Here is a 23,285-nt window from a genome sequence, read left to right on the forward strand (position 1 = left end):
TGAGCGAGTGAATGAAAGCCGGGTTCGCCCGGCTTTTTCTTTGGCGCTCGCCAGGCATGTGCGTACTGGACAGCGTCGAAAGCGCCATTGGTGTTGACGCAAGTCAGATTGTTTCTTGCGAAATATTGTTGACGAATATTTATTTATACGTGACAACATGGTACGCTGGCCGCTTGTGTCCCTGGCATCTTGCCGGGCGCGCTGGCCCCTCCTGGAGCGTGATCGTGTCCAATTCTGCTGTTGCCACTCACCCCGCGCCGGTGACGCGGTTTGCTTCCGCTGGCCCGGAACACTGTATCGACCGCCGCCCCGACGGCGTCTACGCCGATTCCGCCGTGCTGGGCACGACGCTGCTGGCGGCGGTCGACAGCCTGCTGCGCGCGGGCCAGTACTTCAGTGGCCTGGATTACCCGATCCTGATCAAGGCCCTGTTCGACAGCGGCCCGCCGCTGCCGACCGACCCGGCCGGCCGGCCGCTGGTGCGCCTGGCCGACGACATCCTTCCTTTCAACGTCCAGCGCCGCGCTCTCTACCGTTCCGTGAAGATCAGCGGCGGGGAAGCCGAGTACTTCTTCGAGCAGGTGCACCTGGCGGGGCCCGGCGGCGAGCCGGAAGTGCCGGCGCGCCTGGACATCGACGAATTCGTGGCCGACATGTGGCTCAAGGGGATCCGCTTCGGCATCGACATCGCCGCGGTGCGCGACGCGATCGCGCTCGGGAACGCGGGGCGCATCGTGGTCGCGCGGCGCCTGGAGCCGGAGCCGGGGATCGATGCCAGCGTGATCGAGGTGTCCGAGGACATCCACCGCAGCAACGCGCCGCGCCAGCTTGCCAACGGCAAGCTCGACCTGATGCGCTTCCAGAATCGCTTCCCCCAGGTGAAGGCCGGCACCCGCCTGCTGCAGAAGCTGCCGCCCCGCGCCGGCACACCGGGCTTCGAGATCTCGGGCATCCGCATCGAGCCGGCCGCGCCGAGCGACCTCGATTTCGCGGCCTATGCGGGGGCCGGCACCAGCGTCGAAAGGATTGAGGGCGGCGACTGGCTGGTTGCCATCCGCACCGGCTTCCTGGATGTCGACGGCAAGACGGGCCGGATTGCGATCGGCGACAAGATCGTCAGCCGCGACGGCGTGAGCGCCAGGACCACCGGCAACCTGCAGCTGACCGGCGACTACGAGGAATTCGGCGAGGTCCAGGAAAAGCGCATCATCGAGGGATCCAGCATTACCGTGCACGCCGACGTCTACGGCGAGATCGTCTCGCGCGGCGGCACGGTGCGCCTGCGCGCCAACCTGGTCGGCGGGCGCGCCTACAACAAGCAGGGCGATATCCTGGTCGACGGCGTGGCCTCGAGCGCAAGCATCCAGACCCTCGCCGGCACGGTGACCCTGCAGCGCGCCGAGAACTGCGTCGTCTCGGGCAACCGCGTGTGCATCGAGCAGGCCGTGAACTGCGAGATCATCGCCGACGAGGTCTCGATCGGCCGCGCCGAAGGCTGCGCGGTCGCGGCGCAGCGCGTGCGCATGGACTGCGCCGCACCATGGCGCGACAGCGACATGCTGGTTCATGCGCTGCTTGCCGATTGCGGCCGCATCGACGAGGTGCTGGTGCAGGTACGCGCCCGGCTGGCGCAGATCGGGCAGGGCATCGAGCGGCACAAGTCGGCACTGGCGCGCCTGTGCGCGGAACCCGAAGTGCGCAGGTACCTCGAGATCGCGGGGCGGGTGCGCAGCGGCGAGACCAGCCTGAACCCGCAGCAGGCGCAGCAGTTCCGCCAGATGGGCCAGGCGCTCGCCCCCGCGCTGACGCGGATCGGCGAGGTGGCGGCGGCGCGCAAGTCGCTCGAGGCCGAGCTGGCGGAAGGGCAGGCGCTGCTGGCGCGCTTCGAAGCCCAGCGTGCCGAACGCGCCGGCTGCACCCAGGTCGACATCGCCCGGCTGGGCGGCGACACCGAGGTGCGCGCGCTGCCCTACGACCCGGACGGCCCCTGCATCCACCACCTGGCGCCGCGCGAAATCCGGGCGCGCCTGCGCGGCGCCGAAGGCAGGGTCCTGTACGCGGGGGCGGCCGGCAGCTACCGCTGGAATAACGGAGACGCCGCAAAGGCGGATTAATGTCTTAAGGAAATGTTGACTGCTCTCAAGAGCGGGGTCGGCGCTGCGACTTAGCATGGGGTCTGTTTGTGAAAGGACCCATCATGCACAAAGACACAATGACGGCGCAGCCGGCGGACAAGGAATTCCTGAGCTTCACGCTCGGCGGCCTCGAATACGGGCTGGATTTCGGCAAGGTGCAGGAACTGCGCGTGCTCAGGTCGCTGGAGCGTTTTGCGGACGGCGGCGAGATCATCAGCGGCGTGGCGGTGTCGCGCGGCGTCATCATGCCGATCGTCGACATGCGCGCGGCCTTCTGCGGCCATCCGGTGGCGACCACGCCGATGACCGACGTGATCATCCTGAAACTGTCGACCTGCGTGATGGGGATGGTGGTCGACGGCATCACCGACGTGGTGAGACTGGGCCCCGAGCAGATTTCGCCGATTCCCGGCGCCGACGGCGGCGCGATCGATTACCTGATCGGGCTGGGCGTCACGAACGGGCGGCGGTTGATCCTGGTGGATATCGATCGCCTGATGTCGATCGATCGCGGGGTGAGGGGTGGGGCAAGGCAGGTGGCGTGAGCCTGGCTTCGCCTTTGATCGGCTGGGGAAAACCGGTGGGTTCAAGAACCCACCCTACAAGACCCGGTGATGTGTCGATTGATTTGATGGTGAGACCGCGTGGACACAGGCGTCCACCCTACGAAGAGCGGTTCTGTAGGGTGGACTCCCGAGTCCACGCGGTACGACGTATGAGTGTCGAGGACTAACCGGCAGACCCAGTCAAGCCGCCAACCCCTCCAGCTGCTCCTGCAACTCCAGCCACTCGTTCTCCAGCGCGCCAAGGTCGCGCACGCAGAACGCCTGGTCCGCGACCAGGTTCTTCAGCTCTTCCTTCTTGTCCGCCTCGTAGATTGCCGGCTCCAGCAGGCGCGCGTCGATCTCGGCCTTCTTCGCGTTCAGCTTGGCCATCTGCTCTTCCAGGCGTTTGATGCGGTTCTCGATCGGCTTCTTCAGGGCGGCCATGCGCTGGCGCTCTTCGGCCTCGAGGCGCTTCTGCTCCTTGCGGTCGACAGCCGGCACCGGTGCGGCAGCGGCAGCCGCAGACTGATTCGACGTTGACGCAGCCGGCAGGACGTCCGTGCCTTTGCCCAGCTTGGTCTGGAACAGCCAGTCCTTGTAGTCGTCCAGGTCGCCGTCGAAAGGCTGCAGCTTGCCGTCGGCGACGATGATGAACTGGTCGGTGGTGGCGCGCAGCAGGTGGCGGTCGTGCGAGACCACGACCAGGGTGCCCTCGAACTGCGCCAGCGCCATCGTCAGCGCCTCGCGCGTCTCCAGGTCCAGGTGGTTGGTCGGTTCGTCCAGCAGCAGCAGGTTCGGGCGCTGCCAGACGATCAGGGCCAGCGCCAGGCGCGCCTTTTCGCCGCCGGAGAAGGGCCGGATCGGGCTGGTTACCATGTCGCCCGGGAAGTTGAAGCCGCCCAGGAAGTTGCGCAGTTCCTGCTCGCGCGTGGTTGGCGCAATCTTCTGCAGGTGCCACAGCGGCGACTCGTCGTGGCGCAGCATCTCGACCTGGTGCTGGGCGAAGTAGCCGATGACCAGGCCCTTGCCGAGCGTGGCCGTGCCGGCGAGCGGCGCCAGTTCGTTGGCGATCGTCTTGATCAGCGTGGATTTACCGGCGCCGTTCACGCCCAGCAGGCCAATGCGCTGGCCGGTCTGCAGCGAGAAATTCACGCGGCGCACGATCACCTTGCCGTCGACCTTGTCGCCATGGGCGTCGAGGATCGGGTAGCCGGCGTCGACGTCTTCCATCACCAGCAGCGGGTTCGGGGCCGATACGGGATCGCGGAATTCGAAGGAGAACTCGGCGGCCGCGCGCAGCGGGGCCAGCTCCTCCATCTTGGCCAGCGCCTTCATGCGGCTTTGCGCCTGGCGCGCCTTGGTGGCCTTGGCCTTGAAGCGGTCGACGAAAGACTGCAGGTGGGCGCGGGTGCGCTGCTGCTTCTCGTAGGCGGCCGCGGCCAGCACCAGGTGGGCGGCGCGCTGGCGCTCGAAGGCGCTGTAGTTGCCCGAGTAGCGCTTGAGCTTCAGCTCGTCGATATGGACGACCACGTTGACGATCTCATCGAGGAAATCGCGGTCGTGCGAGATGATGATCAGGGTGCCGGCGTAGCGCTTGAGCCAGTCCTCGAGCCAGATGATCGCATCCAGGTCCAGGTGGTTGGTCGGTTCGTCCAGCAGCAGCAGGTCGGAGGGGCACATCAGCGCCTGCGCCAGGTTCAGGCGCATGCGCCAGCCGCCCGAGAAGCTCTTCACCGGCTGCTGCATCTGGTCGAGCGAGAAGCCCAGGCCCAGCAGCAGCTGCTCGGCGCGCGACTGCACCGTGTAGGCGTCGGCATCGGCCAGGGCGCTGTGCACCTCGCCCAGCGCCATGCCGTGCGCGGCCTGGTCCGGGTGGGCTTCGAGCCGCTCGAGTTCGGCCTGCAGGCGGCGCAGGTTGACGTCGCCGTCGATCGCGTACTCCAGCGCCGGCCGGTCGAGCGCCGGGGTTTCCTGCGCCACGTAGGCCATGCGCCATTTGGCGGGGAAATCGATCTCGCCCTGGTCCGGATGCAGTTCGCCGCGCAGCATCGCGAACAGGCTGGATTTGCCGGCGCCGTTCGCGCCGATCAGGCCGATCTTGTCGCCGGGGTTCAGGGTAAGGTCGGCGCCTTCCAGCAGCGGCTTGGTGCCGCGCATCAGGCTGACGTTCTGGAATCGGATCATGCGTTGTTCGCTATTCTTGTGCGTTCTTATGCGTTCTGGAGCTGTTCGGCGGTGAGCAGGAACACGGCCTCGTCGCCGGCGCTCGTGGTCAGCCAGGTCAGGCCGAGGTGGCCGAAGGCGGCTTCGGCGAATTCGGCTTCGTTGCCGATCTCGACCACCAGCACGCCTTCCGGCGTCAGGCGCTCGGCCGCGCCGGCCACGATCTTGCGCACCAGGTCCATGCCGTCCTCGCCGCCGTGCAGGGCGATCTGCGGTTCGCGCAGGTATTCCGGCGGCAGCTTGGCCATTGACGCCGCGTTCACATACGGCGGATTGGTGACGATCAGGTCGTACTTCTTGAAGGGCACGTTCTCGTACAGGTCGGATTCGATCGGGTTCACGCGGCCCTCGAGCTTGTACTCGCGGATGTTGCGCTCGGCCACGGCCAGCGCGTCCTTCGAGATGTCGACCGCGTCGACCACCGCGTTCGGGAAGGCGTCGGCCATCATGATCGCCAGGCAGCCGGAACCGGTGCACAGTTCGAGCACGTTCTCGACGGCCTCGCTGTCGCTGACCCAGGGGCTGAAGCGGTCCGGGATCAGCTCGGCGATGAAGGAACGCGGCACCAGCACGCGCTCGTCGACGTAGAACTCGTAGCTGCCGAGCCAGGCCTGGTTGGTGATGTAGGCGGCCGGCACGCGTTCGGTGGCGCGGCGCTCGATGACGGAGAGCACCTGCAGCACTTCCTCCGGCAGCAGTTTCGCGTCGAGGAAGGGATCGAGCCTGTCGAGCGGCAGCTTGAGGGTGTGCAGGACCAGGTAGGCGGCTTCGTCGAAGGCCTCGGCGCTGCCGTGGCCGAAGAACAGCTTGGCGGCGTTGAAGCGGGTGACGGCGTAGCGCAGCAGGTCGCGCGGGGTGCTGAAGGTGGTCGTGGTCATGGCGTGTTCTTTCTTTATGCGGCCGGCAGGCCGGGGGCAAGCAATTCCTCGAGCGTGCGGCGGTAGACGTTCTTCAACGGATCGATGAAGCGCAACTCGACGTGCTCGTCGATCTTGTGGATGCTGCCGTTGGGAGGCCCGAATTCTATCACCTGGGGGCAGATGCGGGCGATGAAGCGCCCGTCGGAGGTGCCGCCGGTGGTCGACAGTTCGGTCGTGACCCCTGTCTCGTCAAAGATCGCCTTGCAGACGGCGTCCGACAGCGTGCCTTTCGGGGTCAGGAAGGGCAGGCCCGACAGCGTCCAGACCAGTTCGTACTCAAGGCAGTGGCGGTCGAGGATCGCATGCACGCGCGCTTCCAGGCCCTCGGCGGTCGACGCCGTCGAGAAGCGGAAGTTGAAGTCGATCGTCATGTGGCCCGGGATGACGTTGGTGGCGCCGGTGCCCGAGTGGATGTTCGAGATCTGCCAGCTGGTCGGCGCATAGTATTCGTTGCCTTCGTCCCAGACCTCGGCAGCCAGTTCCGCCAGTGCCGGCGCGGCCTGGTGGATGGGATTGCGCGCCAGGTGCGGATAGGCGATGTGGCCTTGCACGCCCTTGATGACGAGGTGGCCCGAGAGCGAACCGCGGCGGCCGTTCTTGATCATGTCGCCCAGGATGTGGCTCGAGGTCGGCTCGCCGACGATGCAGTAGTCGAGCGTCTCGCCGCGTTCTTCCAGCAGGTCGCAGACGACCACGGTCCCGTCCACGGCCGGGCCTTCCTCGTCGCTGGTGATCAGGAAGGCGATCGAGCCCTGGTGGTCCGGATGGCTTGCCACGAATTCCTCGCAGGCGACGACCATGGCCGCGATCGAGGTCTTCATGTCGGCCGCGCCGCGGCCGTAGAGCTTGCCGTCACGGACGGTCGGCTCGAAGGGGCTTGAGCCCCACTGGTCGACCGGGCCGGTCGGCACCACGTCGGTGTGGCCGGCGAAGACGAGTACGGGCGACTCCGTGCCCTTGCGCGCCCACAGGTTGGTGACGCCGTTCGAGGCGATGGTCTCGCAGCGGAAACCCAGCGGCGCGAGCAGCTCGGCCAGGCGCTGCTGGCAGCCCTTGTCGTTCGGCGTGATCGAGTCGAGCGCGATCAGCTCCTGGGCCAGGTCGAGGGTGCGCGAAGCCTTGGCGATCATGCGGCCTCCGCGAAGATGCGGGCGTACTGGTCGGCGGAGAAGCCGACCGACAGCGGGCCGGCGCCCGCCAAGACAGGACGCTTGATGACGGACGGGTTTTCCAGCATCAGCTCCAGGGCGGCGGTCTTGTCGGTAATCGAGGCCTTGCGCTCGTCCGATAGGTTACGCCAGGTCATGCCCTTGCGGTTGACCAGCACCTCCCAGTCCAGCTGATCCAGCCAGCGCGCCGCCAGTTCGCGGCTCAGCCCCTGCTTCTTAAAATCGTGAAACTCGAAGTCGTGGCCGTGCTCGGCCAGCCAGGTGCGTGCTTTCTTGACGGTGTCGCAGTTGGGGATTCCGTAGAGGGTCTTTTTCATTGGCGTAATTAATGCGTGGCAAGCGAGCTTGCGGTAAGGCGGTGGTTCGGGAAGCGGCGAGAATAGCACAGGCGGGGGAGGCCTGTTCGGTTGATATTTCCAGGAAATTTCTCTGGCCTGAATGGTGGGCGCCCCGTGCCCACCTTGTGGATCCGATCAGGCAATACTGTCAGTACGACATTCGCACAGCTCAGCCGTTGAGCGTGAACTCGGTAAACGTCGGCGACGGCGGCTCGTCCGGCTTGTTCTGCTCTTCAGAACCCTTGCCCGGCCCATTGTTCATCAGCCACAGCAGGTTGGTGGCCGAGTCGGCATTCGCCAACGCCTCTTCCTGCGTGACGAGACCCGCCTGCACCAGCGCCAGCAGCGCGGCTTCGAAGGACTGCGAACCCGGCGACAGGCTCTTGTCCATCGCTTCCTTGATCTGGGAAAGCTCGCCTTTTTCGATCAGGTCGGCGATGTAGCGGGTGTTGAGCATGACCTCGACCGCCGGCTGGCGCGTGCCGCCGGCGCTTGCCTTCACCAGGCGTTGCGAGACGATGGCCTTGGTGGCCGAGGCCAGGTCCTGCAGCAGGGCGGGGCGGTTCTCGATCGGGAAGAAGCTGATGATACGGTTCAGCGCGTTGTAGCTGTTGTTCGCGTGCAGGGTGGCGACCACCAGGTGGCCGGACTGGGCGTAGGCCAGGGCGGCGGTCATGGTGGCGCGGTCGCGGATTTCGCCGATCAGGATCACGTCCGGCGCCTGGCGCAGCGAGTTGCGCAGGGCGATCTCGAAGTCGAGGGCGTCGCTGCCGATTTCGCGCTGGTTGACGATCGATTTCTTGTTCCTGAACAGGTATTCGATCGGGTCTTCCAGCGTCAGGATATGGCCGGTGCGGTGCTCGTTGCGGTAGTCGAGCATCGAGGCGATCGTGGTCGACTTGCCGGAGCCGGTGGCGCCGACGACCAGCAGCAGGCCGCGCTTTTCCATGATCAGTTCGGACAACACCGGCGGCAGGCCCAGTTCGCCCAGCGGCGGAATGGTCGCCGGCACGAAACGGAAGACCGCCGAGATGCTGCCGCGCTGGCGGAAGGCCGAGAGGCGGAAGCGCCCCAGGTTGGGCACCGAGATGCCCATGTTCAGTTCGTTGTTGCGGTCGAGCTCGTCGAGCTGCTCGGGCGTGGTGACTTCCGACAGCAGGGACAGGATGTTGCCCTGGTCGAGCTTGTTCTGGTTAATCGGGATGAGGTTCCCGTTGATCTTGATGTGGACGGGAGAGTTGACCGCGAAGAACATGTCCGACGCGTTCTTTTCCTTCATGAGTTGGAACAGGCGGTCCATGGCCATGTGGCGTTCTCCCGTGATGATGCTAATAATGATGTGTCGGTTCAGGCGATACATGAACGCGTGGGCACGTTCGTGTTCGAGGCCGCCGGCCTCGAACACCCCACCCTACGTTTGCACATGTTATCGGTAAAAATACCGTAACGGTGATGCGTGTAGGGTGGGCGCCCCTGTGCCCACGCGTTCAACCAGCTTTAATTCAGCCGCAAGCGATGCTTAGATCCCGCGCAGCAGCTCGTTGATGCCGGTCTTGGCGCGCGTCTTGGCGTCGACCTGCTTGACGATCACGGCGCAGTACAGGCTGTACTTGCCGTCGGCGGACGGCAGCGAGCCCGAGACCACGACCGAACCGGCCGGCACGCGGCCGTAGGTCACTTCGCCGGTTTCGCGGTTGTAGATCTTGGTCGACTGGCCGATGTACACGCCCATCGAGATCACCGAGTTCTCTTCGACGATCACGCCTTCGACGATTTCCGAACGGGCGCCGATGAAGCAGTTGTCTTCGATGATGGTCGGATTCGCCTGCATCGGCTCGAGCACGCCGCCGATGCCGACGCCGCCCGACAGGTGGACGTTCTTGCCGATCTGGGCGCAGGAGCCGACGGTGGCCCAGGTGTCGACCATGGTGCCTTCGTCGACGTAGGCGCCGATGTTGACGTAGGACGGCATCAGGACCACGTTCTTGCCGATGAAGGAGCCGCGGCGCGCGACGGCCGGCGGCACGACGCGGAAGCCGCCCTTGGCGAAGTCGTCGGCGGTGTAGTCGGCGAACTTGGTCGGGACTTTATCGTAGAACTGCATGCCGCCGCCTTCGACGGGGACGTTGTTCTCGAGGCGGAAGGACAGCAGGACGGCCTTCTTGATCCACTGGTTGACGATCCACTCGCCGCCTTCCTTCTGCGCCACGCGCAGGGTGCCGGCGTCGAGGCCGGCAAGTACTTCGGCCACGGCATTGCGCACGTCGGCAGGAGCGGAGGATGGGCTGAAGTCCGCGCGCTGTTCCCACGCGGTGTCGATGATGTTCTGGAGTTGTTGGGTCATGATGGGTAATCTCTTTTTTCAGGATGCTGCACGCAGGTTCTGGCAGAACTGGACGATGCGCGTGGCCGCTTCCAGCCCCTCGTCGACGCCCGCCACCAGCGCCATGCGGATGCGGTTGCGGCCCGGATTGGTCCCGTGCGCGTCGCGCGCGAGATAACTGCCGGGCAGAACCGTCACATTATATTCGGCATACAGACGGCGTGCGAACTCGGTGTCGGAAAGGCCGGTGCGGCGCACGTCGGCCCACAGGTAGAAACCGGCGTCGGGCAGCTCGACGTCGAGCACCTGGCGCAGCATCGGGGTGATCAGATTGAACTTTTCCTTGTACAGCGTGCGGTTGTCCTGCACGTGGGCCTCGTCGTTCCAGGCCGCGATCGATGCCGCCTGCACCGGCGGCGACATCGCCCCGCCGCAGTAGGTGCGGTAGAGCAGGAATTTCTTCATCACGCGCGGGTCGCCGGCGACGAAACCCGAGCGCATGCCGGGCACGTTCGAGCGCTTCGACAGGCTCGAGAACACGATCAGGTTGCGGTATGGGCGCTCGCCCGCGCTGCGTCCCAGCTGGTGCGCCGCTTCCAGCGCGCCCAGCGGCGGCGTGGAACTGCAATAGATCTCGGAATAGCACTCGTCGGCCGCGATCACGAAACCGTGGCGGTCGGAGAGGTCGAACAGTTCGCGCCAGTCGTCCAGCGTCAGCACGGCGCCGGTCGGATTGCCCGGCGAGCAGACGTAGAGCAGCTGCACGCGCGCCCACACATCGTCCGGCACGCTCGCGTAGTCGCAGGCGAAGTTGCGCGCCGGGTCGGAGTTCACGAACCAGGGCGCGGCGCCGGCCAGGTAGGCCGCGCCTTCATAGATCTGGTAGAACGGATTCGGGCACATGACCAGCGCATCCGGACGGCTGGCGTCGATCACGGCGTGGGCGATCGCGAACAGCGCCTCGCGCGAGCCGTTCACCGGCAGCACCATGGTGGCCGGATCGAGGGCCGGCAGGCCGTAGCGGCGTTCCAGCCAGCCGGCAATCGCGGCGCGCAGCGGCTCGCCGCCGACGGTGCTGGGGTAGTTGGCCAGGCCGGCGATCGCGTGGGTCAGCGCCTTTTCGATGAAAGCCGGTGTCGGATGCTTGGGCTCGCCGATGCCGAGGCTGATCGGCGCGTATTCGCCATGCGGCGTGACACCGGCGAACAGTTCGCGCAGCTTTTCGAACGGGTAGGGATGGAGTTTTTCGAGATGTGGATTCACAACGGGTCCGTGGGCGCTTTTGCAAAAATGGATTTTTTGATTATAGCGCCGGCCCGCCGATGCCGTTGCCACCATCGGAATGTTCACTTGCAGTAAGATTTAGCTGTATACCCAAGGAGCGAGAGACCCGTGCCGATCAACACCATGCGGCGCCTTGCCGGCCACCAGCGCAGCGCAGCGGCGAACCGCCAGCTTGGACTCGTGCTCGCTTTCGTCGCCGGCGCGATCAATGCCGGCGGCCTGCTCGCGGTCGGCCAATATACCTCGCACATGACCGGCATGGTCTCGTCGCTGGTCGACAATCTCGTGCTGGGCCGCCACGGGCTCCTGCTGCCGGCGCTGGCGGCGGTGACGGCCTTCGGCCTGGGCGCGGCAAGCACCGCGCTGATGGTCAACTTCGCGCGCCGGCGCCGGCTCTACAGCGAATATGCGCTGCCGCTGCTGGTCGAGGCGCTTCTGCTGCTGGCCTTCGGCGTGCTCGGCGCGCGCCTGGCGGCGCCGGCGTTGCCGTTCACGATCGCGCTGCTGTGCTACATCATGGGTTTGCAGAACGCCCTGGTGACCAAGCTGTCCCACGCCGAGATCCGCACCACCCACATGACCGGCATCATCACCGACATCGGCATCGAACTGGGCAAGCTGGTGTATCCGAATCGCGACCGGGGCCAGGCGCCGGTGCTGGCCAACCGGCGGCGCCTGGCGCTGCTGGCGTCGCTTCTGGGCGCTTTTCTTGCCGGCGGCCTGGCCGGGGCACTGGGATTCAACCACGTCGGCTACCTGTCGACGCTGCCGCTGGCGGCGCTGCTGTGCGCGCTGGCGATCGTGCCGGCCTTCGACGACGTGGCCCGGACGCTGTCGAAACGATAGGGCTCTTCAGGCTGCGCCGGCGCGTTCGCGCCAGGCGCCCGGGTTCAGGCCCGACCATTCCTTGAACGCGTGCGTGAAGGCGCTTTGCTCCTGGTAGCCGAGCAGGAAGGCGATGTCGGCCAGCGACAGGCCCGGCTGGCGCAGGTAGTCCCGGGCCAGCGCGAAACGCGCGCCGTCGAGCACGCCTTGGTAGCTGGCGCCGGCCTCGCCGAGTTTGCGCTGCAGGGTGCGCGGCGACAGTGCCAGCTCCTCGGCGATCGTGGCCAGGCGCACGCGGTCCTGGGCCAGGTTGCGGATGATGGCCGCGCGCACCTGGTCGACATCGCGGATATCACCGGCTACCCAGGCGAGTGTTAACCTAGCGCCGGCTCGACCAGGTGGGCGCTCCCGGTGCGCACCGCGCGCACCCCGTTGCGGCCCGCTTCCTTGACCGCGTACATGGCGCGGTCGGCGCTGACGAAAAAGTCCTTCAGGTCGTCGCGCTGGGTCGGCACGATGGTGGCCACGCCCAGGCTCGCCGTCACCCATTCCGAGGTGGCCGAGCGCGGGTTCGGGATGTGGAGCGACTCGATGTGGGCGCGGATCGCCTCGCCCAGGGCGCAAGCGGCTTCGAAGCCGATCTCGCCGAACAGCAGCACGAACTCCTCGCCGCCGTAGCGCGCGGCCAGGTCGGTCGCCCGCAGGGCGTGCGACTGCAGCGCCATCGCCACCTGCTGCAGGCAGGCGTCGCCGGCGGCGTGGCCGAGGCTGTCGTTGTAGCCCTTGAAGTGGTCGACGTCGAGCACGATCAGCGACAGCGGCTGGCTGCTGCGCACCGCGCGCTGCCATTCCTTTTCCAGGAAGGCGTCGAAGTGGCGGCGGTTGGCGATCTTGGTCAGGGGATCGACCAGCGCCGCGCGCTGCAGCGCGTTCTCGGACTGCTTGTGGTGGGTGATGTCGTGCAGCAGGGCGACGAACAGGGGCTGGTCCCCGATCATCGGCGTGACCGTGAGGTCCATCGCGCGCAGGGTGCCGTCGCGCTGGCGGATCAGCACCTCGCGCGCGCCGCGGCAGTCCGGCGCGTTGGCGCCGGCGGCGCGGCTGAAGAGATCCAGGTATTCCTGGGCCACGGAAGGCGCGAGCAGGCCGTCGAGCGCGCAGCCGGCCAGTTCGCCGGGGCCATAGCCAAGGTAGCGGCCGCAGGCCGGGTTGGCGTACTGGATCCGCCCGCTGGGCTCGATGATCATCAGGCCTTCGTCGATGCTGTTGACGATCAGGCGCAGGCGGTCGGCCTGTTCCTGCTGCGACAGGCTGGTGCGGCGGAACTGGAGCTGGACGCGTACCCGCGCGCACACTTCCGCCAGGCGCAAGGGCTTCGTGATGTAGTCGGCCGCGCCGATGTCGAAGGCGGCGACGATGTCCTCGGTCTCGCTGCGCGCGCTCATGAAGATGACCGGGATGTTGCAGCTGACCGGATGGGCCTTCAGGCGCCGGCATACCTCCATGCCGTCCATTCCCGGCAACTCGATGTCGAGCAGGATCAGGTCGGGCAGGGTGCGCTGGGCGATACCGAGCGCCCGTTCGCCGGAATTGGCGACGAAGGTCTGGTAGCCCTGCTGCAGCAGCATGGAGCGCAGTGCGCCCAGGTGCGCGGGCGCGTCATCGACAATGAGGACGGCAGCCTGGCGCGGTGCTGCAGACACTTGGGCTAGAGAAGGCATGGAACGAAGGTTGAAAAGCCGGGTTTTGATGTCGTTCAAAATCATACCCCGATGTTGCCTTCCGTGGTAACTTTTGTTGCTATTAGGACAGTTTTTCTGTGGCGTACGCCCAGCCGGGGTTCAATTATCCTTTGTAACCATGTATCGGTAAAAGAAATGGACGCCGGCGGCGTCCATTTCGTGATGTTGCTGCAACTATATACAACTCACATCGCCGCTGCGATCAGTTTGCCGAGGATCGCGATGCCTTCGCGGATGCGCTCCGGCGGCACGGTGACGAACGACAGGCGCAAGGTGTTGGTTTCCGGATCGTTGGCGTAGAAGGGCGCGCCCGGCACGAAAGCGACACGGGCGGCGATCGCCTGGTCCAGCAGCTTCATGGCGTCGATGTGCTTCGGCAGGGTGACCCAGATGAACATGCCGCCTTCCGGGCGGGTCCAGGACACGCCGGCCGGGAAGTGTTCGTCCATCGCGTCGAGCATGGCCTGGCACTGGTTGCCGTACAGGGTGCGGATGGTCGGGATGTGCTGGTCGAGGAAGCCGTCCTTGACCACGTCGTGCACCACCATCTGGGTCAGCTGGGCGGTGTGCAGGTCGGCCGCCTGCTTGGCCAGCTCGAGGCGGCGCACCAGCGGCAGCGGGGCGCAAACATAGCCGAGGCGGATGCCTGGCGTGAGCACCTTCGAGAACGAACCCATGTAGATCACGCCTTCCGGATTCATCGCCACCATCTTCGGCATCGGTTCGCCCTTGTACGACAGCGCGCCGTAGGGATCGTCCTCGATCAGCGGCAGGCCGAGGCGGGCGCAGGTCTCGACCAGTTCGCGGCGGCGCTCGACCGACAGCGTGCGGCCGGTCGGGTTCTGGAAGTTCGGCAGCGAGTACAACAGGCGCGCGCCCTTGGCCACGGGCTCGATCGAGGATGGCACCAGGCCGTGGTCGTCGGTCGCGACCGAGCCGAATTCCGGGCGGTAGACCGAGAAGGCCTGCAGCGCGCCCAGGTAGCTCGGGGTCTCCACCAGCACGCGGCTGCCTTCGTCGATCAGGACCTTGCCGATCAGGTCGAGGGCCTGCTGCGATCCCGACACCATCAGGATCTGCTCGGGCAGGATCTTCGTGCCTTCCGTGGACAGCGAGTTCGCGATCCATTCCTTCAGCGGGCCGTAGCCGTCGGTCGGGCCGTACTGCAGCGCGACCTTGCCGGTGTTGCTCAGCACGCGGTCGTAGGACTCCTTCATGCGCTCGACCGGGAAGGTCGCCGGCGAAGGCAGGCCGCCGGCGAAGGAGATGATCTCCGGACGCTGGGTGATCTTCAGGATTTCGCGGATGAACGAGCTTTGCAGCTGCTGGGCGCGCTCCGAAAACTGCCACTGGATGGGATTGGGATTCTCGATTTTCATGCTTGTCTCACTGGAAGGACTGCCGCGGGTGCGCGGCCGTGGTTGTACGCGCGCCGGATAGGCGGTTGCAAAAAGACCCGGCCGGGTAGGCCGGGCCTGTGATCAAACCTGTCTCGTGTCGTGGGCCGCTCAGGCGACTTCGACGATCATTTCGATCTCGACGCAGGCGCCGCGCGGGATCTGGGCCACGCCGAAGGCCGAACGGGCATGCTTGCCGGCGTCGCCGAAGACTTCGCCGAACAGTTCCGAGGCGCCGTTGGTGACCAGATGCTGCTCGGTGAAGTCCGGAGTCGAGTTGACCAGGCTCATCAGTTTGACGATGCGCTTGACGCGGTTCAGGTCGCCGCCGCAGGCATCCTGCAGGGTGCCCATCAGGTCGATCGCGATCGCGCGCGCGGCCGCCTGGCCGTCGGCGGTGGTCTTGTCCTTGCCCAGCTGGCCGGCGTTGACCGAGCCGTCCGCGTTCTTGGCGATGTGGCCCGAAACGAAGACCAGGTTGCCGGTCTGGACGTACATGACATAGGCGGCGGCAGGCGCGGCGGCCGGTTGCAGGGTGATGTTCAGTTCCTTGAGCTTGTCGTAGACGGACATGGATGGTTCCTGTTGCGGTGAATGAGACCGGTATTGTACGACTTGGCAGCCTTGAAATACACACATACGCCGCAGTTCAGGGCCGCAGGACGGCGCGCGCGGCGGCGACGATATGGCGCGACAGCTCCTCCATGCGCGGCGACTGCAGCGTCCAGGTATGCCAGAACAGCGCCAGGTCGGTCGGCCAGGCCGGCGCCAGGTCGACCAGCGGCTCCTCGCCGGCGCCGCCGTGCTCGAGCAGCCACTCGGGCACCATGCCGTAGCCGGCGCCATAGCGGATCGCCTGGAAATGCGCTTCGGTGCCGGGCACGTAGTGGCAGGGATAGGCGCCCTCGGGCAAGCCCAGGCGCGCCAGCAGGAAGCCCGACTGCAGGCTGTCCTTGCGTGTGTACGCCACCACCGGCGCGCGGCGCGCGGCCTCGCGCGTCAGTCCCCCGGGCAGCCAGCGCCGGCGGAAGTCCTCGCTCGCCATCAGGCGATAGCGCATGGTGCCGAGCGGCTCGGCGCTGCAGCCGCGCATCGCTTCGGCGTCGGTGCTGACGCAGCCGACCACCATGCCGCTCTTGAGCAGGGCGAAGGTGTGGTCCTGGTCTTCGACCACCAGGTCGAGGATGAAGCGGTCCCTGGCCAGCAGGCCGGCCAGGGCCGGGAAGAACCAGGTCCCGAGGCTGTCGGCATTGAGCGCCATCGGCACGGTGGTCGGCCCGGAGTCGACATCGAGCAGGTCCGCCTGCAGGTCGGCGCGCAGCAGGTCGGCGCGGCGCAGGTATTGCAGCAGCCGCTGGCCCATCGGCGTGGCGCGGCAGGGCCGGCTGCGCAGGACCAGCGGCGTGCCGAGCGAGGCCTCCAGCGCCCGGATACGTTGCGACACCGCCGAAGGCGTCACGTTCATCCGGACGGCGGCGCGCTCGAAACTGCCCAGCTCCGCCACCGCCTGGAAGGCATCCGTCTGTTTCGGGTCAAGATCCATGACTACCTGAAGAAAAATTCATCATAGGAAAGAAAAGCTTCATATCCTTTCATCAACGTGTCGTCGCCCGGCAGAATCCCGGCTCATCCATTCACCACGGCCGAGGCGCACGACATTGCATCATTATAAGTACCGCGTTGCCTCGGCCGATCCCGGGCGCCGCCCATGCTAGGCTTGCGCTCCCGTTCCCGTACCGCCGCGGGCCGCGGCCTGCGCTTCACCACCAGCCCGCTGCTCAGCCCCGCCTTGCCGACCTGGCGTTCGCGCTGCGTGATGCTGGTGCTGGGCGCGATGTTCCTGGCGCTGGCCCTGCGCGCGATCTGGCTGCAGGGCATGGCGGACGACTTCCTGCAGCGCCAGGGCGCGGCGCGGCATGTGCGCCACCTCGACCTGCCCGCGGAACGCGGTCGCATCCTCGACCGCCACGGCGTGGTGCTGGCCGCCTCCGTCCCCGCCAGGGCGGTGGCGGGCAATCCGCGCCTGCTCGCCGCGGCCGCGCCCGGCCAGCTGGAGGCCCTGGCCGGCCTGCTCGGCATCGACGGGCAGGAACTGGCGCGCAAGCTGGAGAGCCGGCGCGACTTCGTCTACCTGAAGCGCCAGGTCGCGCCGGCCGTCGCGGCGCAGGCGCTCGCGCTCGGCCTGCCCGGCCTCGAGACGCGCGTGGAGGCGCGCCGCCGTTATCCCTACGGCGAACTGACGGCCCACCTGGTCGGCTTCACCGATATCGAGGACGTCGGCCAGGAAGGCATGGAGCTCGCCGCCCAGGCCAGCCTGGCCGGCAGCGGCGGCAGCCGGCGCGTGCTGCGCGACCGCCTCGGGCGCGTGGTCGAGGACCTGGGCGGCAGCCGCGCCCCGCGCGACGGCCGTGACCTGGTGCTGGCGCTCGACCACCGCATCCAGCACATCGCCCGCGCGCACCTGAAGTCGGCCGTCGACACCCACCAGGCCAAGGCAGCCGGCATCGTGGTGCTCGACGTGGCCAGCGGCGAGGTGCTGGCGCTGGCCAACCTGCCGGACTACGACCCGAACGCGCGCTCGCGCCTGTCCGGCGCCCAATTGCGCAACCGCGTGCTGACCGACACCTTCGAGCCGGGGTCGGTGATCAAGCCCTTCACGATCGCCCTGGCGCTGGAGAGCGGACTGGCCACCCCCGAGACCCTGGTCGATACGGCGCCCGGCCGGATGCGCATCGGCAGCGCCACCATCGGCGACGCCAGCCGGCACGGCATGCTGACGGTGTCGCAGGTGCTGGAAAAGTCGTCGAATATCGGCGTTGCCAAGCTGGCGCTGCAGATGCCGGCCGAGGCCATGTGGACGCTCCTGACCGAGGTCGGCTTCGGCCAGGCGCCGGCGCTCGGCTTTCCCGGCACCGCCGCCGGCCGCCTGCGCCCGCACCGCTCGTGGAAGCCGATCGAGCAGGCCACCATCGCCTACGGCCATGGCATGTCGACCTCGCTCCTGCAGATGGCCCAGTCCTACCTGGTGTTCGCGCGCGACGGCGAGATGGTGCCGGTCAGCCTGTTCCGGCAAGACGGGCCGCCGCCGGCGCGGCGCGTACTCTCGCGCCAGACCGCGGGCGCGGTGCGCACGATGATGGAAGCGGCCGCCGGCCCGGGCGGCACGGCGCCGCGCGCCCGGGTGCCGGGCTACCGCGTGGCCGGCAAGACCAGCACTGCCCACAAGGTGGTCGACGGCCGGTATGCGAACCGCTACGTGGCCGGCTTCGTCGGCCTGGCGCCGGCGTCAAAGCCGCGCATCGTCGTCGCCGTCATGGTCGACGAGCCCACCGTCGGCGGGCACTACGGCGGCAGGGTGGCCGCGCCGGTGTTCGCCAACGTTACCCGCAACGTGATGCGCCTGTTGAATGTAAGCCCGGACGCGCCGGTGGACGACATCCTGGCGCCCCTGGGTGTCGCGGCCGATGCGGACACCGTGCCGCCCGGCTGAAGGCCCGGCGGCGGGCGCGTTTTCTTCCGATCGGAGGCGCGTGCTACCGTGTTGAGGCTTTTGCAAGATTTCTTGTATAACAGACCTCTTGAAACCTGTGTCGCAATCCCAATATTGCTGCAATCCGTTCAACCAACCTGACTACCCAGAGGAATAAGATGGCTGTCGCCGAAAAAGAGACCCTTGGCTTCCAGGCAGAAGTAAAACAACTGCTGCAACTGATGATCCACTCCTTGTACTCGAACAAGGAGATCTTCCTGCGCGAACTCATCTCCAACGCGTCCGACGCCGCCGACAAGCTGCGCTTCGAGGCGATCAACAATGACGCCCTGTATGGCAATGACCATGAGCTGAAGATCAAGGTCAGCTTCGACAAGGACGCGAAGACGATCACCATTTCCGACAACGGCATCGGCATGAGCCGCGACGAGGTGATCTCGCACCTCGGCACGATCGCCAAGTCGGGCACCAAGGAATTCTTCAGCAAGCTCTCGGGCGACCAGAAGCAGGACGCGGCCCTGATCGGCCAGTTCGGCGTCGGCTTCTACTCGGGCTTCATCGTCGCCGAGAAGATCATCGTCAACACCCGCCGCGCCGGCGCTTTCGTGTCCGACGGCGTGCGCTGGGAATCGACCGGCGAAGGCGACTACAGCGTCGAGACCATCGAGAAGGCCAGCCGCGGCACCGATGTCATCCTGCACCTGCGCGAAGGCGAGGAAGAGCTGCTGTCGAGCTGGAAGCTGAAGTCCATCATCCGCAAGTATTCCGACCACATCTCGCTGCCGATCGTGATGCAGAAGGAAGAGTGGGACGAAGAGAAGAAGCAGACCGTCCTGAAGGACGAGTTCGAGACCGTCAACCAGGCGAGCGCCCTGTGGGCCCGCTCCAAGAGCGAGATCACCAAGGAACAGTACGACGAGTTCTACAAGCACGTCTCGCACGACTTCCAGGAACCGCTGACCTACACCCATAACCGCGTCGAAGGCCGCAGCGAATACACCCAGCTGCTCTACGTGCCGAGCCACGCCCCGTTCGACCTGTGGGACCGCAACAAGCGCGGCGGGATCAAGCTGTATGTGAAGCGCGTCTTCATCATGGACGACGCCGAGCAGCTGATGCCGGTCTACCTGCGCTTCGTGAAGGGCGTGATCGACTCGAACGACCTGCCGCTGAACGTCTCGCGCGAAATCCTGCAGGAGTCGCGCGACGTCAAGGTGATCCGCGAAGGCTCGACCAAGCGCGTGCTGGGCATGCTGGAAGAACTGGCGAACAGCGAAGAGCAGGAAGGCAAGGACAAGTACGCGACCTTCTGGAAGGAATTCGGCCAGGTGCTGAAAGAGGGCATCGGCGAGGACGCGACCAACAAGGACCGCATCGCCAAGCTGCTGCGCTTCGCTTCGACCCATGTCGATTCAAGCGAGCAGACCGTCTCGTTCGAGGACTACATTGGTCGCATGAAGGAAGGCCAGGACAAGATCTATTACGTCACGGCCGACAGCTACAACGCCGCGAAGAACAGCCCGCACCTGGAGATCTTCCGCAAGAAGGGCGTCGAAGTGCTGCTCATGACCGACCGCGTCGACGAGTGGATGCTGTCCTTCCTGAACGAGTTCGACGGCAAGGAACTGGTCTCGGTGGCCAAGGGCGGCCTGGACCTGGGCAAGCTCGAGGACGAAGCCGAGAAGAAGGAGCACGAAGAGACCGAGACCCAGTACAAGGAACTGGTCGAGAAGATGAAGGGTGCGCTGGCGGACAAGGCCAAGGACGTGCGCGTGACCTTCCGCCTGACCGATTCGCCGGCCTGCCTGGTGGCGGACGAGCACGAGCTGTCGGCCAACCTGGTGCGCATGCTGAAGGCCGCGGGCCAGAACGCGCCCGAGTCCAAGCCCATCCTCGAGATCAACCCGAACCACCCGCTGGTCACGCGCCTGAAGTACGAGGACACGGCAAGCACGCGCTTTGCCGACTGGTCGCACATCCTGTTCGACCAGGCCATGCTGGCCGAAGGCGGCAGCCTGACCGATCCGGCGTCGTTCGTGAAGCGTTTGAACGAGATGCTGCTGGCGACCAAGTAAGCTTTGTCGCCAAGTGAAAAGACCGGGCCGCGCGCCCGGTTTTTTTATGCGTGTTCGCAGCGCAGGCCATCGGTGGGCACGGAGCGCCCACTCTACCTCACTCGCAGCCGTTGGGTGGGCGCCCCGTGCCTAGCTTGCCTTGTGACGTGGTGTGATTACCGGACCGCCACCGGCCGCACGCGCGCCGCCAGCCGCTCGAACCCCGCCTGGAACCACCCTTTGCGATGCTCGGTCAGCTGCCCGACGATCCAGGTCCCCAGCACGATCAGCAGGGTGAGCGCCGCGACATCGATGCCGCTCGCGGGGTCGTGCCGGTACAGGATCAGCCACAGTCCCATCACTAGCGCGTGCACCAGGTAGAGGGTGAAGGTGTAGGCGGACAGCGCCCGGATCGGCCGTTCGAAGCGCAGCAGCGCTGTGAAACCGGCGTGCTTCGCGCACCAGAAGTTCGCCAGCACCAGCAGGCAGACCAGGTAGTCGGCCAGGTAGCGGTCGGCGCTCTTCAGGGGCACCGCGGGGAAGGGCCAGCTCGCGCGGGCCAGTTCGCGCAGTCCGGTATCCAGGCTGGACAGCTTGAAGGCGGCCAGCAGGACCAGCGTCGCCAGCCAGCCCAGCAGGGCCGTGCGGCGTTCGAGAGTGTGGGTTTTCTGCCAGTGGTAGAGCAGCACCCCGCTGGCCCATACCGGCAGCAACAGCCACAGTTTCGGGCCGAGCAGCAGGAACAGCGAGCCGCCGACCACCAGCCGGCGCGTGCCGCGCAGGTAGAACAGGGCCCCGAACAGCACGTAGTACCAGACTTCGAAACCGAGCGACCAGTAGGGCGCGAGCAGAGGCGGCGTTTCGCTGATGGTCCAGAGCTCGCCCATGAACAACAGGTGCAGCGGCACATACAGCCAGGGCTTGGCGAGCTGGTAGAAGCGTTCCGGATCCGCTTCCCCGAGCGCGACCAGCAGGCCGGCACCAAGGAAGGACAGTAGCAGGACCGGCAGGGCAACCGAATAGATGCGCGTGCAGCGCGCGAGGCAATAGGCGCGCAGCGACTGGTTCTTGTGCTCGGTGGTATAGGCGATGACGAAGCCCGAAAGGACGAAGAAGACCATCACCGCTTCGCGGCCGAAGTCCGGCACCCAGGCGTCGGCGCCGCGCGTGATCACGCCGAAGGGCCCGTAGTGGCTGGCGACCACCAGCAGCGCCGCCAGCAGGCGGCAGCAGTCGAGGTAGAGCGACAGCGGGCGGGCAAGGGGCGGGGGAGAAGCTACCATAAGCTCACGGTTGTGTACGGCAGTGAGGGCATCATACCCCATGTTGCAGCGCACACAACGCGCGCCTGGCGCAGCCGGGCACAGCTTCGGCTTCAGCCGCCGCGCAGCCCGGCGCAGAACTCCAGCAGCAGCCGCTCGCCCTCCGCCCAGTCGCCGTAGCCGCTGTCGGCGTTCACGTGGCCCGCCGCGCCGATCTCGACGAAGCGCGCGCCCCAGGCGTCGGCAAAGATGCGCGCCCGCTCGCGGGTGACGAAGGGATCGTCGGTGCTGGCCACGACGAGGCAGGGGAAGGGCAGGGGCGCCAGCGGCACCGGGGCGAAGCCGTTGGGGGCGATCGAATAGGACGGGGCTTCGACGTCGGCCGGCGCGACCAGCAGGGCGCCGGCCGCGCGCAGCGGCGAGCCCGAGTGAGCCCAGTGCGCCGCCAGCATGCAGCCCAGGCTGTGCCCGAGCAGCAGCGGCGCGCCCTGGCAGGCGCCGACGGCTGCATCGAGTTCCGCCACCCATTCGTCGCGCTGCGGATTGTTCCAGTCGCGATGCTCGACGCGCCGCAAGCGCGGGTAGCGCGCTTCCCACAAGGTCTGCCAGTGCTGCGGCCCGGAGTTCCACAGGCCGGCGAGAGTCAGGACGTCGCAATCCATGGCGCTTCCCTCATGTCGTTGTCGTTCCGGCCATTCTACGCGCCTCCCAAGCGGCGCGCCGGACAGGTCAGAGTGCGGTGCGCAGGGAGAACAGCTCGGGGAAGAGCACCACGTCGAGCATCTTGCGCAGGTAGCTCACGCCCGCCGTGCCGCCGGTGCCGGTCTTGAAGCCGATGATGCGCTCGACCGTGGTCACGTGGCGGAAGCGCCAGAAGCGGAAAGCCGTCTCGAGGTCGACCAGCTTTTCGGCCAGCTCGTACAGGGCCCAGTGTTTATCCGGTTGCTGGTATACCGCCAGCCAGGCCGCCTTCACCGATTCGTCCGCGTCAAGCGGCAGGGTCCAGTCGCGGTTCAGGCGCTCCGGCGCGATCGCAAAGCCGCTGCGCGCGAGCAGCATGATGGATTCGTCGTAGACCGACGGCGTATTCAGCTCGCGTTCGAGGATGGCGTGCGCCGGCGGGTTTTTCTCGTGCACCGCCAGCAGGTTCCGGTTCTTGTTCCCGAGGATGAATTCGAGCTCGCGGTACTGGTGCGACTGGAAACCCGAGGAGGCGCCGAGATAGGGCCGGATCGCCGTGTATTCGGACGGCGTCATGGTCGCCAGTACATCCCAGGCATGCACCAGCTGGTCCATGATGCGGGCCACGCGCGCCAGCATCTTGAAGGCCGGATCGAGTTCGCCGGCGCGCAGCTGCACGCGCACGGCCTGCATCTCGTGCAGCATCAGCTTGACCCAGAGCTCGCTGGTCTGGTGCTGGATGATGAACAGCATCTCGTTGTGGTTCGGCGAGAGCGGGTGCTGGGCCGACAGGATCTGGTCCAGGCCCAGGTAGTCGCCGTAGCTCATCGATTCCTTGAAGTCCATCTTCGCGCCGTGCCATTCGGCCGGCTGGTTTGGCTTGTCGCTCATGGCGGC

The 23,285-nt window shown here is 66.5% G+C and carries 20 protein-coding genes; 5 read left to right on the top strand and 15 right to left on the bottom strand.

Annotation, left to right across the window (positions count from 1 at the left end; genetic code table 11):
• Positions 1-224 precede the first annotated feature (224 nt).
• Positions 225-2,114, top strand: a complete 1,890-nt coding sequence (locus tag ACSUZJ_RS09280) for a flagellar assembly protein A (protein ID WP_499415413.1) — start codon at positions 225-227, stop codon at positions 2,112-2,114.
• An 83-nt stretch (positions 2,115-2,197) separates the two neighbouring features.
• Positions 2,198-2,680, top strand: coding sequence for a chemotaxis protein CheW (locus ACSUZJ_RS09285; protein WP_499415415.1), 483 nt, complete (start codon positions 2,198-2,200; stop codon positions 2,678-2,680).
• A gap of 201 nt (positions 2,681-2,881) precedes the next feature.
• On the opposite strand, the gene ACSUZJ_RS09290 is transcribed toward ACSUZJ_RS09285, so the two are convergent.
• The 7 genes from ACSUZJ_RS09290 to dapC form a co-directional block, all read right to left on the bottom strand.
• Complete coding sequence (locus ACSUZJ_RS09290) at positions 2,882-4,864, bottom strand: ATP-binding cassette domain-containing protein (protein WP_499415417.1); 1,983 nt, start codon at positions 4,862-4,864, stop codon at positions 2,882-2,884.
• Between the two features lie 26 nt (positions 4,865-4,890).
• A complete protein-coding gene (gene prmB / locus ACSUZJ_RS09295) occupies positions 4,891-5,781 on the bottom strand; it encodes a 50S ribosomal protein L3 N(5)-glutamine methyltransferase (protein WP_499415419.1) in 891 nt (296 codons plus the stop codon).
• Positions 5,782-5,795: 14 nt separating this feature from the next.
• Positions 5,796-6,953 carry a succinyl-diaminopimelate desuccinylase gene (gene dapE / locus ACSUZJ_RS09300; protein ID WP_499415421.1) on the bottom strand — a complete coding sequence of 386 codons (1,158 nt, stop codon included), beginning with the start codon at positions 6,951-6,953 and terminating at the stop codon, positions 5,796-5,798.
• Positions 6,950-7,309 carry an ArsC family reductase gene (locus ACSUZJ_RS09305; protein ID WP_499415423.1) on the bottom strand — a complete coding sequence of 120 codons (360 nt, stop codon included), beginning with the start codon at positions 7,307-7,309 and terminating at the stop codon, positions 6,950-6,952. The genes dapE and ACSUZJ_RS09305 overlap by 4 nt, the downstream gene beginning before the upstream one ends.
• A 190-nt stretch (positions 7,310-7,499) precedes the next feature.
• Positions 7,500-8,636 (bottom strand): PilT/PilU family type 4a pilus ATPase, encoded by a 1,137-nt coding sequence (locus tag ACSUZJ_RS09310; RefSeq protein ID WP_499415425.1) that lies wholly within the window; start codon positions 8,634-8,636, stop codon positions 7,500-7,502.
• A 213-nt stretch (positions 8,637-8,849) separates the two neighbouring features.
• Positions 8,850-9,674, bottom strand: coding sequence for a 2,3,4,5-tetrahydropyridine-2,6-dicarboxylate N-succinyltransferase (gene dapD, locus ACSUZJ_RS09315; protein ID WP_499415427.1), 825 nt, complete (start codon positions 9,672-9,674; stop codon positions 8,850-8,852).
• An 18-nt stretch (positions 9,675-9,692) separates the two neighbouring features.
• Positions 9,693-10,916, bottom strand: coding sequence for a succinyldiaminopimelate transaminase (gene dapC, locus ACSUZJ_RS09320; RefSeq protein ID WP_499415429.1), 1,224 nt, complete (start codon positions 10,914-10,916; stop codon positions 9,693-9,695).
• Between the two features lie 129 nt (positions 10,917-11,045).
• Here dapC and ACSUZJ_RS09325 point away from each other — a divergent pair, with 129 nt between their 5' ends.
• Positions 11,046-11,783 carry a YoaK family protein gene (locus ACSUZJ_RS09325; protein WP_499415431.1) on the top strand — a complete coding sequence of 246 codons (738 nt, stop codon included), beginning with the start codon at positions 11,046-11,048 and terminating at the stop codon, positions 11,781-11,783.
• Positions 11,784-11,789: 6 nt separating this feature from the next.
• On the opposite strand, the gene ACSUZJ_RS09330 is transcribed toward ACSUZJ_RS09325, so the two are convergent.
• From ACSUZJ_RS09330 to ACSUZJ_RS09350, 5 genes are all read right to left on the bottom strand, one after another.
• The gene (locus ACSUZJ_RS09330; protein ID WP_499415433.1) at positions 11,790-12,095 is read right to left on the bottom strand and encodes a helix-turn-helix transcriptional regulator; all 306 of its coding nucleotides are present in this window, start codon (positions 12,093-12,095) and stop codon (positions 11,790-11,792) included.
• Positions 12,096-12,136: 41 nt separating this feature from the next.
• Positions 12,137-13,465, bottom strand: a complete 1,329-nt coding sequence (locus ACSUZJ_RS09335; RefSeq protein WP_499415435.1) for a diguanylate cyclase domain-containing protein — start codon at positions 13,463-13,465, stop codon at positions 12,137-12,139.
• A 224-nt stretch (positions 13,466-13,689) separates the two neighbouring features.
• Positions 13,690-14,883: an aminotransferase-like domain-containing protein gene (locus ACSUZJ_RS09340; protein ID WP_499415437.1), complete on the bottom strand. Its 1,194-nt coding sequence runs from the start codon at positions 14,881-14,883 to the stop codon at positions 13,690-13,692.
• 129 nt (positions 14,884-15,012) lie between these two features.
• Positions 15,013-15,474: a RidA family protein gene (locus tag ACSUZJ_RS09345; RefSeq protein ID WP_379748379.1), complete on the bottom strand. Its 462-nt coding sequence runs from the start codon at positions 15,472-15,474 to the stop codon at positions 15,013-15,015.
• Between the two features lie 76 nt (positions 15,475-15,550).
• Positions 15,551-16,444 (bottom strand): HTH-type transcriptional regulator ArgP, encoded by an 894-nt coding sequence (locus ACSUZJ_RS09350; protein ID WP_499415439.1) that lies wholly within the window; start codon positions 16,442-16,444, stop codon positions 15,551-15,553.
• Positions 16,445-16,609: 165 nt separating this feature from the next.
• On the opposite strand from ACSUZJ_RS09350, the gene ACSUZJ_RS09355 reads away from it, so the two are divergent.
• Positions 16,610-18,391, top strand: coding sequence for a peptidoglycan D,D-transpeptidase FtsI family protein (locus tag ACSUZJ_RS09355; RefSeq protein ID WP_499415441.1), 1,782 nt, complete (start codon positions 16,610-16,612; stop codon positions 18,389-18,391).
• Positions 18,392-18,549: 158 nt separating this feature from the next.
• Complete coding sequence (htpG, locus tag ACSUZJ_RS09360; protein ID WP_499415443.1) at positions 18,550-20,466, top strand: molecular chaperone HtpG; 1,917 nt, start codon at positions 18,550-18,552, stop codon at positions 20,464-20,466.
• 155 nt (positions 20,467-20,621) lie between these two features.
• On the opposite strand, the gene ACSUZJ_RS09365 is transcribed toward htpG, so the two are convergent.
• From ACSUZJ_RS09365 to kynA, 3 genes are all read right to left on the bottom strand, one after another.
• Entirely contained in the window at positions 20,622-21,728 is a 1,107-nt protein-coding gene (locus ACSUZJ_RS09365; protein ID WP_499415445.1) for an acyltransferase family protein, read from the bottom strand.
• A 92-nt stretch (positions 21,729-21,820) separates the two neighbouring features.
• Complete coding sequence (locus ACSUZJ_RS09370; protein WP_499415447.1) at positions 21,821-22,369, bottom strand: RBBP9/YdeN family alpha/beta hydrolase; 549 nt, start codon at positions 22,367-22,369, stop codon at positions 21,821-21,823.
• Between the two features lie 67 nt (positions 22,370-22,436).
• Positions 22,437-23,279: a tryptophan 2,3-dioxygenase gene (gene kynA, locus ACSUZJ_RS09375; protein WP_499415449.1), complete on the bottom strand. Its 843-nt coding sequence runs from the start codon at positions 23,277-23,279 to the stop codon at positions 22,437-22,439.
• Between the last annotated feature and the right edge of the window lie 6 nt (positions 23,280-23,285).

Origin of the sequence: Telluria sp. B2 (assembly GCF_051789535.1) — a bacterium.
Classification (GTDB): domain Bacteria; phylum Pseudomonadota; class Gammaproteobacteria; order Burkholderiales; family Burkholderiaceae_D; genus Telluria.

What these genes read in the sequence shown, in the direction of transcription:
- ACSUZJ_RS09285 (WP_499415415.1), top strand. Translation starts at nt 2,198, where the DNA reads ATGCACAAAGACACAATGACGGCGCAGCCGGCGGACAAGGAATTCCTG.
- ACSUZJ_RS09290 (WP_499415417.1), bottom strand. Translation starts at nt 4,864, where the DNA reads ATGATCCGATTCCAGAACGTCAGCCTGATGCGCGGCACCAAGCCGCTG.
- prmB (WP_499415419.1), bottom strand. Translation starts at nt 5,781, where the DNA reads ATGACCACGACCACCTTCAGCACCCCGCGCGACCTGCTGCGCTACGCC.
- dapE (WP_499415421.1), bottom strand. Translation starts at nt 6,953, where the DNA reads ATGATCGCCAAGGCTTCGCGCACCCTCGACCTGGCCCAGGAGCTGATC.
- ACSUZJ_RS09305 (WP_499415423.1), bottom strand. Translation starts at nt 7,309, where the DNA reads ATGAAAAAGACCCTCTACGGAATCCCCAACTGCGACACCGTCAAGAAA.
- ACSUZJ_RS09310 (WP_499415425.1), bottom strand. Translation starts at nt 8,636, where the DNA reads ATGGCCATGGACCGCCTGTTCCAACTCATGAAGGAAAAGAACGCGTCG.
- dapD (WP_499415427.1), bottom strand. Translation starts at nt 9,674, where the DNA reads ATGACCCAACAACTCCAGAACATCATCGACACCGCGTGGGAACAGCGC.
- ACSUZJ_RS09340 (WP_499415437.1), bottom strand. Translation starts at nt 14,883, where the DNA reads ATGAAAATCGAGAATCCCAATCCCATCCAGTGGCAGTTTTCGGAGCGC.
- ACSUZJ_RS09345 (WP_379748379.1), bottom strand. Translation starts at nt 15,474, where the DNA reads ATGTCCGTCTACGACAAGCTCAAGGAACTGAACATCACCCTGCAACCG.
- ACSUZJ_RS09350 (WP_499415439.1), bottom strand. Translation starts at nt 16,444, where the DNA reads ATGGATCTTGACCCGAAACAGACGGATGCCTTCCAGGCGGTGGCGGAG.
- ACSUZJ_RS09355 (WP_499415441.1), top strand. Translation starts at nt 16,610, where the DNA reads ATGCTAGGCTTGCGCTCCCGTTCCCGTACCGCCGCGGGCCGCGGCCTG.
- htpG (WP_499415443.1), top strand. Translation starts at nt 18,550, where the DNA reads ATGGCTGTCGCCGAAAAAGAGACCCTTGGCTTCCAGGCAGAAGTAAAA.
- ACSUZJ_RS09365 (WP_499415445.1), bottom strand. Translation starts at nt 21,728, where the DNA reads ATGGTAGCTTCTCCCCCGCCCCTTGCCCGCCCGCTGTCGCTCTACCTC.
- ACSUZJ_RS09370 (WP_499415447.1), bottom strand. Translation starts at nt 22,369, where the DNA reads ATGGATTGCGACGTCCTGACTCTCGCCGGCCTGTGGAACTCCGGGCCG.
- kynA (WP_499415449.1), bottom strand. Translation starts at nt 23,279, where the DNA reads ATGAGCGACAAGCCAAACCAGCCGGCCGAATGGCACGGCGCGAAGATG.